Source organism: Mycobacterium sp. URHB0044 (genome assembly GCF_000620625.1).
In the GTDB taxonomy this organism is placed as follows: Bacteria; Actinomycetota; Actinomycetes; order Mycobacteriales; family Mycobacteriaceae; genus Mycobacterium.
Genome location: NZ_JIAW01000002.1, coordinates 155,992 through 170,486, shown reverse-complemented (window position 1 = coordinate 170,486; position 14,495 = coordinate 155,992). Strand labels below are relative to the sequence as shown.

Sequence of the window (14,495 nt, the reverse complement as noted above, 5' to 3'; positions counted from 1 at the left end):
GCAAGCCGGTCTCAGTCCGCGAGCACGCCGGCGCGGCGCATCGCCGCGGTGATGTGCTCGAAGTCGATTCCGACGTGCGCGCGGGCCAGTGCGTCGGCGTCGTCGGGACGACCGTCGGCGATCGCGTCGATCAACTCGACGTGCTCGTGGAGCGCCCGCAGCTCCATCTCGCGCATGGTCGACGGCTCGCCCCAGAGGTGGGTCGGGGCACCCGTGCTGACCGACGCCTCCAGGTCGACGAGCACCTGCTTGAGCACCGCATTGTGGGCGGCGTCCATGATCGTCACGTGCAGCCGGCTGTCTGCCTGCTGGGCGGCGACACCGCTGGCCGCGGTCCGGTAGCCCTCCAGCGCATCGCGCATGTCGGCCACGTCCGTCTCGGTGCGGGCTTCGGCAGCGGCCCGGCAGACCGCGCCGTGCAGCCGGCAGATGGCGTCACACCGGTCCCGCAGTTCGCCAAGGCGCGTGGTCAGCGTGCGACGCACGGCCTCGGTGGACGACTCGGGCCATTGGTCCACGACGTAGGAGCCGCCGCCGCGCCCCCGACGGGTCTCGAGCAGCCCCCGCTCGACCAGGCGGGCGAGCGCGGCGCGAACCGTCATGCGGCCCACGCGCAGTGACGCGGCGAGCTCGCGTTCGACCGGCAGCCGGGCGCCGGGCAGGTACTCGCCGATGGCGATCGCCGTGATCAGCCGATCGGTGATCTCGTCGACCCGCGAGGGCATGGCCAGTTGCCGCCCGAGCAAGCCGGATGACGGCACGGCGGCGTGTTCGGCCATCTGCGCTTACTCCCTCCCTCGATCCGGGAATGTTAATTCTAGTTAATTGGTCTTGCAGCGAGCCCATTTAGGGTTCATTCTGAGCGACATGCCCGTTCATACCCGCACGGTGCCGTTCCGGGACTCCGACACCTGGGTCCAGATCACCACGCCACGCACCCCGCGATTCGGGGCGCTTCCCCTGTTCGTGCTCCACGGCGGACCCGGGATGGCACACGACTACGTCCGCAACATCGCCGAACTCGCCGACGAGACCGGACGGGAGGTCATCCACTACGACCAGATCGGCTGTGGTCACAGCACCCACTTCCCCGACGCGCCTGCCGACTTCTGGACGCCGGACTTGTTCGTCGACGAATTCCACGCCGTCCGAACCGAACTGGGCATCGACCACTACCACCTGCTGGGCCAATCTTGGGGTGGCATGCTCGGCGCCGAGATCGCCGTGCGCGAGCCGGCGGGGCTGGCGTCCCTGTCGATCTGCAACTCCCCGGCGTCGATGGACCTGTGGGTCGAGGCTGCGACCGAGCTTCGGGCGCAGCTGCCTGCCGAGACCCAGGCCGCTCTCGATCGGCACGAGGCCGCAGGCACCGTCACGCATCCGGAGTACCTCGCCGCGACGCAGGAGTTCTATCGCCGCCACGTGTGCCGCGTCGTGCCCATGCCCGCCGACTTCGTCGCGAGTGAGAAGCAGATGGAGGCCGAACCGACCGTCTACCACACCATGAACGGCCCCAACGAGTTTCACGTGCTCGGGACCCTGCGCCAGTGGAGCATCATCGACCGCCTCGACAGGATCACCGCGCCGACGCTGGTGATCGCCGGCGAGTTCGACGAGGCCACCCCCGCCACCTGGCAGCCCTACGTCGAGCGGATCGCCGACGCCCGCAGCCAGGTCTTCGCCGACGCCAGCCACTGCACTCACCTCGAGAAACCCGAGGAGTTCCGCGCCGTCGTCGCCGAATTCCTCGCCACCTACGACCTCGCCTCGGCGCAGGCCTGACCACCCCATCAACCGACAGGACACCCGCATGCCCAAGTCCGACGCGCTCGTCCCGCCTGGCCAGCGCAGCCTCGAATCATTCGGCTACGCACAGGAACTCAGCCGGTCGGTGTCCACCCTCGACCTGCTGGTGTACGGGTTGGTCTTCATGGTGCCGATCGCGCCGTGGGCGATCTTCGGGACCGTCTACAACAGCGCGGGCGGCATGGTGCCGCTGGTCTACGTCATCGGCCTGATCGCGATGATCTTCACCGCGCTGGCGTATGCCCAGATGGCCAAGTCGTTCCCGCTGGCCGGTTCGGTGTTCTCCTACGTCGGCCGTGGCGTGCATCCCAGCCTCGGCTTCTTCGCCGGCTGGGCGATCCTGCTCGACTACCTGCTGGTGCCGACACTGCTCTACGTGTTCGCCGCCGAGTCGATGATCGGTCTGTTCCCCGGCACCCCCCGCTGGTTGTGGGCGATCGTCTTCGTCGTCGTCAACACCGTCATCAACCTGGCAGGCATCGGCTCGTTGAAGATCGCCAACCGGGTGTTCCTGGCCATCGAGTTGGTGTTCGTGGCGATCTTCCTGGTGATCGGCATCCGCGCGATCAGCGGGCACAGCCTGCCCGACGTGGGCTGGAGCACCCAGCCGATCTGGGACCCCAGCACGGTGAGCGCTCCCCTGATCGCCGCGGCATTGTCGATCGCCGTGCTGAGCTTCCTGGGATTCGACGGCATCTCGACACTGGCCGAGGAGTCGACCGGACGCAAGAATCCCGCGGGCCGGGCGATGATCATCGCGCTCTTCGTGGTGGCCTTCCTGTTCGTCGCGCAGACCTGGGTGGCCAGCCTGCTGGCCGGCGGCCGCGAGGCGTTCAGCGACGACGAGATGGGCAATGCGTTCTTCACCCTCGTCGAGGCGGCGTCGAACACCGGCTGGATGAATGCGTTCTTCGCGGTCAACGTGATGGCGGTGGGGTTCGCCAACGCGATGGCCGCCCAGGCAGCCACCAGCCGGCTGCTGTACTCGATGAGCCGCGACGGTCAACTGCCGCACTTCCTGTCCAAGATCAGCAGCCGCAAGGTGCCCATCGCCGCCATCCTCGTCGTCAGCGCGCTCAGCCTCGTGCTGGTGCTCTTCTTCGTCGGCCAGATCGGGCTGATCTCGTCACTGGTGAACTTCGGCGCGCTGTTCGGCTTCTGCCTGCTACACGTCTCGGTGGTCTGGTACTACATCGTGCGCCAGAAGTCGAAGAACTACCTGCTGCACCTCGTGGTGCCGACGCTGGGCTTCCTGATCATCGGGTACGTGCTGTTCAACGCCGATGCGCTGGCCAAGATCGGCGGCCTGGTGTGGCTCGTCGTGGGAGCTGTTGTCTTTGCAATCAACGTGTTTCGCGGCAAGGGCATACCGGAACTGGCCGAAGAACCCGCGAACGACTAACCCACGGGCGCGCTGGCGTTAGGGTGACGCCATGACAGCGACGTCCATCGCCCCGCGCCTGCTCGACGTCATCGACGACGACATCCTGCCGCTGACCGAACGCGGTGTCGCCGCGGGCAACAAAGTGTTCGGTGCGGCGATCCTGCGCAAGTCGGACCTGTCGCTGGTGATGGTGGGCACCAACGACGAGACCGACAACCCGCTGCTGCACGGCGAGATCAACACCCTCAACGAGTTCTACGAATTGGCTGACCGCCCATCGACGCCCGAACTGGTGTTCCTGACCACGCACGAGCCCTGCACGCTGTGCATGTCGGCGATCACCTGGGCCGGGTTCGACAACTACTACTACTTCTACAGCCACGAGGACTCGCGGGACGCCTTCGCCATTCCGCACGACCTGACGATCCTCAAGGAAGTGTTCGGGCTCGAACCCGGTGGCTACCGCCGCAGCAATGCGTTCTGGACCGCCTACTCGATCCGCGACTTGGTGGAATCCGAATCCGAACCGTTGCGCTCCGAACTCCGTGACCAGGCACAGCGGATCCGGGACCGCTACGCGACCCTCTCCGAGCAGTACCAGAAGTCAAAGGGCGACAACGACATTCCGCTGAGCTGACGGCGCGGGTACTGCGCCGAGGTGGACTAGTGACACAGCCATCCCACCCATCAGAAGCCAACGCGCACGACGCATTACCTGCCTCTGAATCGCTCCGAGAGCGGCTGTCGCGTGACTTGCTCGGCGATTGCCTGTCGCTTGGCCATATCGACTCTGAGCTTGCCTATGACTTCCCAGCCGCGCCACTCGCAGCACGACAAGAGCGACTCTTGACCGCGGTCCGATCGCTGCTCGCCGACGGCCTGCTGGTCGTCGGTGACATCGTCGGAGGTACAGACCCGGACGTAATGCCATGGTCAAGCTCGGTCGATGTGACGATGGAAATCCTTCGTGAGCGCTACGTCGACCAGTACGAAGACTCGGTCAAGTGGGAGTGGACGACGTGGTTCGCGCTTACGGAGTCGGGACGACGTGCTGCAGAGGCACCAGAGGCGTAGGCGAACGGTTTACCTCCATGGGCAAAACACATACCTGTGCCGTGCCCTCCACGAAAAATCCGGCGGCGCGGCTCCCGCAGTTGCCGAGTCTCTGTCACGTCAGCTTCAACGCGGCGACGGGACAGCTGAGCACTGCGGCGTGCACATCGTTCTCATCTCCTGCTGAGACTTCCTCTTTGAGGACGGTCAAGTTCCCGTCATCGTCGACGGAGAATGACGCTGGCGCGGCGGCCTCGCATAAGGCGTGGCCTTCACAGCGTGGGCGGTCGAGTTCGATCCTCAAGGCTTCCCTTCCCTCGGCGGGCCATCCAGCGATACAAGTACCTGTCCGACGCTTCTGATGAGCGCCGTCGGTTGTTTCATCCATGTGGCGCCGTTGACCAACCTCAGATCGGGATATCGATCGAGCAGCGCCCCAACGGCAACTTGGGCCTCGATCCTGGCCAGCGGCGCGCCGATGCAAGCGTGTATTCCACGCCCAAACGCCAAGTGCCCTACAGCATTAGGTCGATCGACACGATAGTCTCGGGAGTCCTCGCCCCAACGTTGTTCGTCCTGGTTGGCCGACACGATGTTCAAATACAGCTTCTTCCCGCGTTCGACCGGGCACGTGCCGACGACGACGTCCTCGAGTACCGAACGGACCATGAACTGAGCCGGCGCGTCGAGGCGTAGCGACTCTTCTATGGCGTTCGGCAACAGCGAACGGTCCGCCTTCAGTGCCTCCCACTGCGAGCGCTTCTCCAGTAGCCGGTAGAGGCAGTTGGCGATGAGTGCACGCGTTGTATCCGTCGCGGCCACTACGAGTTGGAAGATGTGCATCGTGATCTCGAGCACGGACATCTCCCTCTCCGAGTCATCCGCGAAGCACAGGTTGTCCAACACGTCTTCGTGGCGTTCATTTGAACGGGCCCGGCGCTCGTTGGCGAGCTGTGTCAAATAGCCAATCAGAGAGCCGAATTCGGGCAGCTCGTGTGCCGGTCCTGGCATGGCGCCGACGACGACATCCGACCACGTCTGAACCTCTTTCCAGGCCGACCGGGGAATTCCGATCATCGCGTAGAGGACGGCCGCGGGTATCACATGCGCGTACCTCTCGTACAAGTCCACCTCACCGGAGGTCGGAAGCGCGTCGACGGCTTCCCTGACGATGTCATCGACCTTCGGCCTCAGCTTCCGCAGCCGCGCCGGGCCGAGGTCCTTCAGCAATCGCGCACGAAGTTCTGTATGCACGGGCGGATCCGCGGTGGTGATCACAGCGATCGGAAGTTGAAGGTCGTCGGGACCCAACGTGAAGTTCCCGCGGTTGGAGAATCTTTTCGTGTCCGTGAACACCTCACGAACCTCAGTGTCCGTGTTCACGGTGTACAGATAGTCGCTGACCTGGGCGACGGGAGCCTTCCTTCGCGACGCCCGCATGGCCTCATCCGGATCGGCGGTGGAGGTCTGGTTCAACGGGTTGAAGCATTCGGTTGAGTCTGTCGTCATGACGAAATCCCTTCTTTAGACCCAGTTCTCATTGGCCGCCGGTCGGCGGAATCAGCATCGATTGCCACGGTTTGTCTGCGCGTTGCGCAGACCTCGCCAAGTCGAACTCGCGCACCGCGAAGGGTCGACGACCAGCCATCGTGTCGATGGCGAATGCCCGTCGAATCGCCTCAGGCCGTTGAGCAGCGCGCGGTCCACCTCCGGCTGGATGAATCCGTGTTTGCGTCCCCAGCCGAATTCGGTCGTGGCAGGATCGTTGACCAGCAGCACGTTGCCGGCGCTGTTGACCAACCGCATGATGTGGTGGGGAGTCGTGTGGGGCAGAACGGTTTCCACCAGGCCGACTGTCTGAATCGTGCATCTCGTCGTCCTCGCCTGTCATGCGGTCCTCCATCATTCACTAGGGCGGCCTTTGGCCCTGCGCCAACGTCAGGCTAGGACGACCTGCGTTTCGCGAGAAACAGTCACCGTGAATGCTCGACCATCGACGAAATCGATACCTGGCCACCGCAACCGCATCTCGCCCCTCCTCGACGAAGAGGGCGATGCTTGATCCCATCCGATCAACGAGGCCGTGCATCACGCGAATCGCGACGTCGCGCATCCCGGCATACACGTTGCGAGCCAACGCGGTGAGCCCACCCGCGGCTCGGTACCTGTTGTCGGGATCACGCACACCTGTGTAGCGATTGGACAGGTCCTGAAATGGCGGCGCGCCCAACCCTCAATCCGGCAGTGCGCGCGGGAGTTCCGCAGTGGGGCATTCTTGCGAGAGTTCTCTCGCGGCCGTACTTATGTCATTCGACGCCTGAGCGAACGCGGGCCCATAGTTTGGCGTGGCGGTAGTGGGAGTCAGCCGTATGGCGTCGCGTCTAATTTGGGCCCTCACAGCAAGGCCGTCAGCCCATCTGTTCAAAGCACTTTGGATCGACCGGGACGACAGGTCTCGGGTCGACGCTCGCAGCACGTGACTGGATGATTCTTCGGCTCCAGCAACGAGAAGCACGGCTTCGCGCTGCGACGGGTCAGTCAATAGCGCCGTCTTTGCCGGAGCCACATCTGAGTTCCACTGAAGTGTCATGTCGCCGACCACATCGCAGTCACTGCGTGGCCCCCGATGTCCCCAATGCAGGATGAGCGCACCCGATACGATCGCGCAGATCGCGATCAACGCCGCCACACCTAACCATATTCGCTGCTCCCTGTCAGAGGCGTTCACCATTGCCCATGCCCTTCGAAAGTTGCCCATGGCCTCGGTGGACACGTTCAGTCGAAATGAACCATCCGCGGAGTCTCGGTTTTCAATACACCTATTGCGCAACGGATTTCGACAACGGATGCTCCAAGATGGCGATGGCCGGGCCCGTCTCGTTCCCACGGAGGTGCCTGCGAATGCAAGGCCAACGCCGCCTTGCCCGCCCCGTCATCCAGCATCGACAGGCGGTAGTGCCTGGCAGTTCGGCGTGGTCGGCAGTCCGTTGAACCGATCGGTGACCCACTGAATACCGCGCTCACCTTCGACGAAGTACGTCAGCATGGTGTTGGTTGCCGTCTTGTTGAGAAACGGCGGTTGCTCATTGGTCCAGAACTCGACATCGGCGCCCTGGGCACACCAGTCCGCGGCCAGTTGCCTTGCGCCAACCCAGGGAAAGAGCGGGTCCCATCGATTGATGTCGATCTGCACCGGAGCTTGCGGCTTCAGTGATCCCAGCCGTTGAGCGGCCAATGCGGACTTGATCGGCTCCGAAGCGAGGATCTGGTGAAAGTCCTGGTTGAAGTACGGCTGTAGGTGCCGGAACATGAACTTCATGATGCTTTCATCGGTGCAGCTATAACGGGTCTTCTGGATGAAGTCGACGCCTCGCGGCGTCAATGTAGACATCACGCCCGGCTCGGCTTCGGGGAATGCCGCCATGAAGGCGTTGAGTGCAAAACCCATGGTGCCAGCCAGCATCGAGCCATCGGCGTAGTCCGCATACAGTGCGTAATCGGCGATCGGTGCACCGAGCCAGGCACCGACGACGTTCAATTCGGGCGCGTAACTGGGTGCCATCTCGACAGCTGATCCTGCCCCTTGCCCACCTGGCCCGTACCCCCAGAATGCCACGGGCCCATGAGGATCGAGCGACGTGCCGGGCAGCCGCATGGCCGCTCGCGCGGAGTCGAGCACCGCGTGCGCGGTGGGGATTCGTATTCCTGCGGTAGGCGGGCCGTAGGTGCCGATGCCTTGGTAGTCCGTGACGACTAAAGCGAATCCTCGGTCCAACAGCGTCGCCGGAAATCCCTCTTCGAAATAGAAGTTGAAGTCGAGGTAACCGCCGTAATGCATGCCGCCTTCGCTGACGAGGCGGGAGATGGCGCACTGATCCCCGAGGCCTTGCGTCCAGGGCGCCAATGCGATGAGGGGGCGTGGGCCGCTGCCGGTCCACGGTCGGTCGGGCTCGAAGTAGGTGCCCGTGACGGCGACCGGTTGGCCGCGGCCGTCGATGCTTTGGTACATGATCCGCGTTCCCGTGCCCGAATAGTTGCCGTGGCCGGCGGGATCCAACGCGATACGCGACGGCTCGGTGCGGACGAGATCACCGGGCGCCCCGGCGGGGAGCGGGTTCGGGGGGGTGTAGAAGGGCCGATACTGACATTCCGGTTGGTAGCCGGTGTTTGGTGGACAATCCTCATCCGCGCTCGCGAAAGGATGGTGCCCGATCACCAGGCATGTCATGACGGTCACGGCGACGATCATGACGTTCAACAGCACGCCTCTCAGGCCGAATCGCCGGCGCGATACGTTGGCGCGTGGCGGCCGCTGTGCGCACCCGCCGGCATCTTGTATGATTTGGTTGCTCGCGGTGATGGAAACTCGCTTCATGTCGTTCCTCTGTCCTGGTTCTATTCTTCGTGGTAGCCAGCGATTCCCCTGCGTTAAGGCACAGAGGAATCGGCCGATGGCGGACAGCCCAAGGGAGCCGCCGTCGGCGATGTTGTGGTTATTTTGTTGTGTGACAGGCGGATTCGAATGTCTGGGATCGCTACCGCTGCTCTCGATCCCGAATTGGCTGCGCTGTACCGCTAATTGCGAGGACTAACTCCGTTGCGGTGCTGCGCTTTCCAGTCGTGTCGACGGGCTTCGCGGATCGGCGGCGAGGCCGTGCCCTGCACGACGGTATTGCGGATAGTGCCGAGTGTCGCAACCGTCATCTCGACCACATCCCCGGGCTGGAGCGGTTTCGGCGTGCGCTCACCGGAACGGCCCCACAACTCCGCGAGGCACCCTCCATTTCCCAGCGTTCCGGACCCGAGAACGTCCCCGGCCCTGACCCACGTCCCGCGCGACGCTTGGGCCAGAAGCTCGTCGAACGACCAGCTCATGTTTCGCAGGTTGTCCCGGCCGATGACTGTGCCGTTCACCGAAACAGTGCCGTCGATGTCCAAGAGGCCGTCGGCGGTCAGAAGGGGATCGAGTTCATCGGCCGTGACGAGGAACGGGCCGAGTGTGGTTGCGAAATCCTTGCCCTTGGCCGGGCCGAGGCCAACCTTCATCTCCCCCGCTTGGAGGTCCCGGGCCGACCAGTCATTGAAGATCGTGTAGCCGAAGATGTAGTCGCGAGCCTCTGCCGGTGCGACGGACGTTCCGTCCCGCGACACGACGGCTGCGACCTCGAGTTCGTAATCCAAAACCTGACATCCCGGTGGTACGGCCACGTCGTCATGGGCGCCGATCATCGCGTAGGGATTGCTGAAGTAGAAGGCTGGCCGCTTGTACCACTCGGGCTCTACCTCGGCCGCAGCCGACATCGATCGAGTGACCCCATCCAGGTGCTCTTCGAAAGCTGCGAAGTCACGGACGGTGGGGGGCTCTATCGGCGGGAGTAGCCGCACCGCAGCGAGATCGACGGGACGTCTACCCAGTGCGGCGGCCCCGGCATCGAAGGCGACCGGGAGTCCGGCGCGAACGAGTTCGAGAATCGTAATTGGATGGTCGAACGCGTGTAGGCCGTCGTCGCTGGCGACGCCGGTCGTGATCTGACCATCCTGAACCCACGTGGCGAAACGCATGGGTGAAGCTCCTGTCGTGTTGGTGGGTTCAGCCCGCCGGTCGAGTCACTTGATCGCGACGGGGTTGACCGGCGCGCCGACGGCGCCCGTCACCGGAATGGGCGCGGCAGTCAAGAAGAAGTCGAAGATCCTGTCGGAGGCGCAGTCTGCGGCAAGTTTGTCGAGATCCCACATCTCTCCGATGAAGAGCCCCATGTGTGGGATCACGACCTGGTGCAGCGGTTGGAAGGCGTTCACGAATTCGTTGGGGCGGACTTCGAAACCCCAAGTGTCGGTGGCGATCGCGGCGATCTCCCGGTCGTGGAGCCAACCCGCCGTCGCGAAGGACAACCCGGGAGCGTCACCGCCGGCGTAGCTGCCCCAACCGTCGCGACGGACCCGGGACAGCTGACCGGTGCGGACGAGCATGATGTCGCCACGCCCGACGACGGACGACTCCCCTTGCGCAGAGATGGTGTTCTCCAGGTCCTCGACGGTGATCGCGTAACCGTCGGGCAGCTCCCCGTCTTCCCTGAGCGCGTGACCCACGTCGAGCAGCACGCCGCGCCCTGCGATGCGGTCGGCCACGGTCTCGATGCCCGTCAGCAGATCGCCCTCGCTGGTGACGACCTTGGAAGCGGGACGTCCGTTGTAGGCGACACCGTGGTCGAAGATGTGGCCCAGCCCGTCCCACTGGGTGGAGGCCTGCAGCGGCATCACCACGTAGTCATCGGCACCGCCGAAGCCGTGCGGCAGTTCGGGTGCTCCGAATTCAGCATCGAGGCCGCTGACCAGCATGGTGTGCACCGGGTTGTTGCGCTTTCGCCAGCCGTGCTGCGGGCCGTTTGCGTCGAAGCTCTGGGCGAGCGAGAAGGCAGCGCCCCGACGAATTCTGGAGGCACCCTCGAGTCGCTTCGCGTCGTCGAGGAAGTTCATGGTGCCCAGTGCGTCGTCGTCGCCCCACCGTCCCCAGTTGGAGCAGCGCGATGCGGCTTCGGCGATAGCCGCTTCAGCGACGGGGCTGTAGAAGGGACTGTTCGTGTCGACGGCGCGAGCCTCGGCAAGGGCGTTGGTGTCGGGCATGTGCGATCCTCACCGGATTGATTGGCGGACAATGCGATTGGCTGGGCAGGGCGCTAACCAGTCGGTTGCGGGACCATGGCCGCGAAGGCGTCGGTGACCCAATCAGCGATGTAGGTACCGACCCGGGGGAGGTCGTCGATCCCGATGTGCTCCGCACCCCCCTCCTGCGCCGTGAAGATACGAAGCTCACGAGAGGGTGCGTTCACCGCCTGCTCATAGGACCGATGTGCATACTCCAAGGGAATTTGCCGGTCGTTCTCGCCGTGCACGATCAGGAACGGCACCGTGATCTTCTCGACGACGCCATCGAGGTGAATCGAGTCGGCGAACTCGATGAACTCGTCGAGATCGTCGTAGCCCCAGACCCATTTGACATGGTCCCAGTAGTGCGGCACCGGGTGCTCGCCCTCGCGGTCGAGCCGACGCCGCTGCACGGCACCCCAGTTGTGGTTGGCTCCCCAGGCGACGCACAGGGCGAAGCGCTTCTCGAAGGCCGCGATCCGAGGTGAGAAATAGCCGCCCAACGACCAGCCCACGACCCCCATCCGGGCGGTGTCGACGTCATCTCTTGCCGTCAGCCAGTCGACGACCCAGCTGGCCCAGGTCTCGGACTCGCGACGTGCGATCAGACCTTGTAGCCGAAGTGCCTCCCCGGAGCCGGGTTGGTCGAGCATGAGACACGAAATACCCCGATCCGCCAACTCGGCCCAGAATCCCGAGATGTACATGTGCTCCTTGGTCGAGTCCAGGCCGTTGATGAGCATGACGACCGGAGCCGGCCCGTCCGACGTCGCCGGTGCCGCCGAGAAATAGCCCGGCAGTGTCGTGTCCTCGAAGGGGATGGCAACGCGGGTGATGCTGTGGTCACGAAGGTCGAATCCCTTCTGAGCCAGCTCCATCACCCGGCGGTAGATGGACACGCGGTCGGGGTCACCCGCGGAGAGCATCCGCTCGGCGGTGCAAAGATAATTCGTGGCACGGGCATAGATCCCGCCGGCGGTCCGATCGTGGCCCGACTCCTCCGCGGCCCGAGCCGACTCCACCAGCGAATCCGTGAGGTCGGTCCAGACCTTCAGGAACTCGCCCGTCCCGGCATCGCTACCTCCTTTCGCGGCCTCGAGCAGCGGGCGGCAAGCGCGGTCGACCTCGTCGATCCGGCCGCCGGAGTTCATTGCGCCTACCACGGACATGTTCCAGACGTAGTTGCCCGGGAAGTATTCGAACATGAGTCTCTTTCTGCTGCTTGCTATCTCGGCTGTAGTGGCTGGGGCGTTTAGGCGCCCGGCATCGTGGCCATCAGTTCGCCGATGCTGATCAGTGCCCGGTTCAGGGAGCCCGAATCCGCCAGTACCGTCTGCCCGGTCATGACCCTGTTGCGTCGTGACGCCAGGAACGCGTAGAGCGGGCCGTATTCCTCTGGAGAGGGCATGTGCTGAAGCGGAGCGAGCCACTCGAATTGCTGGCGGAAGGCGTCCGCCGGGATGTCGGACTGTAGGGAATTCTGCAGATCGAGTGCGGCAGGTCCGCGCAGCTGACTGTTCGCGATACCGGTCGGTGCAACCGCGTTGACGCGGACTCGGGGTGCGAACTCGAAGGACATCTGATTGACCAGGGCGCGAATGGCACCCTTGCTCGCGGTGTAGGCCACTCCTCCCCCGTCGGCGGCGAACGCCGCCTGCGAACAGGTCAACACGACAGCGCCCCCTTCGGCCTCGAGCAGGTCGAGGAAGATCCGTGCGGTAAGGACGTAGCCCTTGACGTTGATACTGAAGACTTCGTCGAGGAGGGTGTCGACACGCTCCACCGGGATGTCGGCCAATCGCACGTTGCCGTCCCAGATGCCCTGGGCTCCAACGATCGTCGTCAGCCGGCCGAAGCGCCCGACGATCTCGTCGCGGCAACGCGTCAGGTCGGAGATGCTGCGGACGTCGCCCTGTACCACCAGTACGTCGTCGCCGAATTCCTCCCGGAGCGTCGAGACTTTTGATTCGTCGTACTCGAACAGTGCCAGCGTCGCGCCCTCGTCCCGGAAGTGCCGGGCGATGCCGAGTCCGAGACCGGAGCCGGAGCCGGTGATGAGGACGACGTGGTCATCGAGCAGTTGCATTTCTGCAGTCCTTTCAAGGGATGTGGTGCGCGGGGATTGCCGACACCGATCAACGGGCGGCTGAATGCGCCAGGTCGGGGTTTGACGCGTGCGCCAGATCGAGGGCGTCGTGCCAGGTGCCGCCTCGCGCGAGAAGTTTGCGATAGCCGCGCAGCGACCGTGACAGCCCGCTGGCGAAGACGGCGTGGAATTCCCCGTCCCGCCCGAACAGGACCAGGAATTCATCAGTGCTCAGCGATCCCTCCGCGACGAAGATCTCGTCACCGGGGGCCCGCCGCCCGTAGCTATGGAACCGACGTCCGAACTGATCGCTCCAGAAGTAGGGCACGCCGCCGAAGGACTCTTCGGTGCCGCGGGCGATGTTGAGCCCGACGTGCCTGCCCTTCTCGACGGCGTGTGTCCAGTGCTCGATGCGCAGCGGCTCACCGAACATGGGGTGATCGGAGCGGGCGACGTCACCGGCCGACCACACTCCGGGCACGTTGGTTCGGCCTGCCGCGTCGGTGAGGACACCTCTGTCCAGCGCGACACCCGAGCCGCGAAGCCAATCCACGTCGGGGTCGACCCCGATGCCAACGACTACGTAGGGCGTCTGATGGGTCGAGCCGTCCACCAGATGAAGTGTGTAGGCGCCCAGTTCACCCGTCACGGACGTGACGGCACTCGACATCCGCAACCGCACACCGTGTTTGGAGTGCAGGTCGGAGATCACCTGGCCGAGTTCGGGCCCGACGATGCCGTCCATGGGGCGCTCGGTGTCGTGCAGGACCGTGATGGACACGCCGTGGGCGCTAAGTCCGGCTGCGATCTCGAGGCCGATGAGCCCCGCGCCGACGACGGTCACGTCTCCGTGGCGGGCAGCGGCTCGTCGCAGGGCCCGGAGATCGTCCGGTGTGCGGAGCACCGGAAGCGCTTCACCTTCGACCGTCGTAAGCGCCCGTGCACGACCACCACACGCCAGAACCACGGCATCCCACGGCAGCGTCTCACCGTGGTTGGTGATCACGAATTTGCGATCGATGTCGAGACCGACTGCTTGGTGTCCGAGCAGAAGAGTGATCCGGTTCTCCCTGATTCGCTCTGCCGAGCGAAGCTCGAGCAGCTCCGGCTCGCCACGCCCGAGCAGCAGACCCTTCGACAGCGTCGGACGATCGTAGGGATGGTGCAGCTCTGAGCCCAGGACCGTGATCGAACCTTCGAACCCGCCTTCACGTAGTCCATCTGCGGCCGCCAAGCCTGCCGCTGACGCTCCGACCACTACGACGTTTTCGGTCTCCTTCAGCGCGGCCGTCACGTCGGACCGGAACCTTGGAAAATGGCTTGGGCCGGGCACGCCCGTACTGCTTCCTCGAGATCTTCGACGTCATCGGGATCGACCTCGCGACGCAGCAAGACTGCCGACTTGGCGTCTGCCGGAAGATCGAAGACATCGGGCAAGATGCTCACGCAGATCCCGTAGGAACGACACCGGACCTCGTCCAGCCGGACCACGGTCTCGTCACTCATCGAAGTGATCCCTTG

The 14,495-nt window shown here is 64.4% G+C and carries 15 protein-coding genes; 4 read left to right on the top strand and 11 right to left on the bottom strand.

What is annotated here, in order from left to right:
* Nucleotides 1–11 precede the first annotated feature (11 nt).
* On the bottom strand, nucleotides 12–779 hold the full coding sequence (locus tag N536_RS0104835) for a FadR/GntR family transcriptional regulator (RefSeq protein WP_029112570.1): 768 nt from the start codon (nucleotides 777–779) through the stop codon (nucleotides 12–14).
* A gap of 88 nt (nucleotides 780–867) precedes the next feature.
* Between N536_RS0104835 and N536_RS0104830 the strand changes: the two genes are divergently transcribed.
* The 4 genes from N536_RS0104830 (at nucleotide 868) to N536_RS0104815 (ending at nucleotide 4,264) form a co-directional block, all read left to right on the top strand.
* Nucleotides 868–1,782, top strand: a complete 915-nt coding sequence (locus tag N536_RS0104830; protein WP_231514424.1) for a proline iminopeptidase-family hydrolase — start codon at nucleotides 868–870, stop codon at nucleotides 1,780–1,782.
* 28 nt (nucleotides 1,783–1,810) lie between these two features.
* Nucleotides 1,811–3,208 (top strand): APC family permease, encoded by a 1,398-nt coding sequence (locus N536_RS0104825; RefSeq protein ID WP_029112568.1) that lies wholly within the window; start codon nucleotides 1,811–1,813, stop codon nucleotides 3,206–3,208.
* A 31-nt stretch (nucleotides 3,209–3,239) separates the two neighbouring features.
* Complete coding sequence (locus tag N536_RS0104820) at nucleotides 3,240–3,827, top strand: nucleoside deaminase (RefSeq protein ID WP_029112567.1); 588 nt, start codon at nucleotides 3,240–3,242, stop codon at nucleotides 3,825–3,827.
* A 209-nt stretch (nucleotides 3,828–4,036) separates the two neighbouring features.
* A complete protein-coding gene (locus tag N536_RS0104815; protein WP_029112566.1) occupies nucleotides 4,037–4,264 on the top strand; it encodes a hypothetical protein in 228 nt (75 codons plus the stop codon).
* Between the two features lie 94 nt (nucleotides 4,265–4,358).
* Here N536_RS0104815 and N536_RS41240 read toward each other — a convergent pair whose 3' ends face one another.
* The 10 genes from N536_RS41240 to N536_RS0104770 form a co-directional block, all read right to left on the bottom strand.
* The gene (locus N536_RS41240; protein ID WP_231514423.1) at nucleotides 4,359–4,631 is read right to left on the bottom strand and encodes a ferredoxin; all 273 of its coding nucleotides are present in this window, start codon (nucleotides 4,629–4,631) and stop codon (nucleotides 4,359–4,361) included.
* A complete protein-coding gene (locus tag N536_RS0104810) occupies nucleotides 4,544–5,473 on the bottom strand; it encodes a cytochrome P450 (RefSeq protein ID WP_197040069.1) in 930 nt (309 codons plus the stop codon). Before N536_RS0104810 ends, N536_RS41240 begins: the two co-directional genes overlap by 88 nt.
* Before the next feature lie 330 nt (nucleotides 5,474–5,803).
* Nucleotides 5,804–6,088: a hypothetical protein gene (locus tag N536_RS42865; protein ID WP_029112564.1), complete on the bottom strand. Its 285-nt coding sequence runs from the start codon at nucleotides 6,086–6,088 to the stop codon at nucleotides 5,804–5,806.
* Between the two features lie 1,087 nt (nucleotides 6,089–7,175).
* Entirely contained in the window at nucleotides 7,176–8,471 is a 1,296-nt protein-coding gene (locus N536_RS0104800) for a lipase family protein (RefSeq protein ID WP_155948459.1), read from the bottom strand.
* A gap of 347 nt (nucleotides 8,472–8,818) precedes the next feature.
* Nucleotides 8,819–9,805: a fumarylacetoacetate hydrolase family protein gene (locus N536_RS0104795; protein ID WP_029112562.1), complete on the bottom strand. Its 987-nt coding sequence runs from the start codon at nucleotides 9,803–9,805 to the stop codon at nucleotides 8,819–8,821.
* A gap of 45 nt (nucleotides 9,806–9,850) precedes the next feature.
* Complete coding sequence (locus N536_RS0104790) at nucleotides 9,851–10,867, bottom strand: cyclase family protein (RefSeq protein WP_197040068.1); 1,017 nt, start codon at nucleotides 10,865–10,867, stop codon at nucleotides 9,851–9,853.
* Between the two features lie 53 nt (nucleotides 10,868–10,920).
* Entirely contained in the window at nucleotides 10,921–12,093 is a 1,173-nt protein-coding gene (locus N536_RS0104785; RefSeq protein WP_029112560.1) for a S9 family peptidase, read from the bottom strand.
* Between the two features lie 47 nt (nucleotides 12,094–12,140).
* Nucleotides 12,141–12,974, bottom strand: coding sequence for an SDR family oxidoreductase (locus N536_RS0104780; RefSeq protein WP_029112559.1), 834 nt, complete (start codon nucleotides 12,972–12,974; stop codon nucleotides 12,141–12,143).
* Nucleotides 12,975–13,023: 49 nt separating this feature from the next.
* Nucleotides 13,024–14,268 (bottom strand): NAD(P)/FAD-dependent oxidoreductase, encoded by a 1,245-nt coding sequence (locus N536_RS37480; protein ID WP_051574254.1) that lies wholly within the window; start codon nucleotides 14,266–14,268, stop codon nucleotides 13,024–13,026.
* On the bottom strand, nucleotides 14,265–14,480 hold the full coding sequence (locus N536_RS0104770; RefSeq protein ID WP_036435506.1) for a ferredoxin: 216 nt from the start codon (nucleotides 14,478–14,480) through the stop codon (nucleotides 14,265–14,267). The genes N536_RS37480 and N536_RS0104770 overlap by 4 nt, the downstream gene beginning before the upstream one ends.
* Nucleotides 14,481–14,495 lie beyond the last annotated feature (15 nt).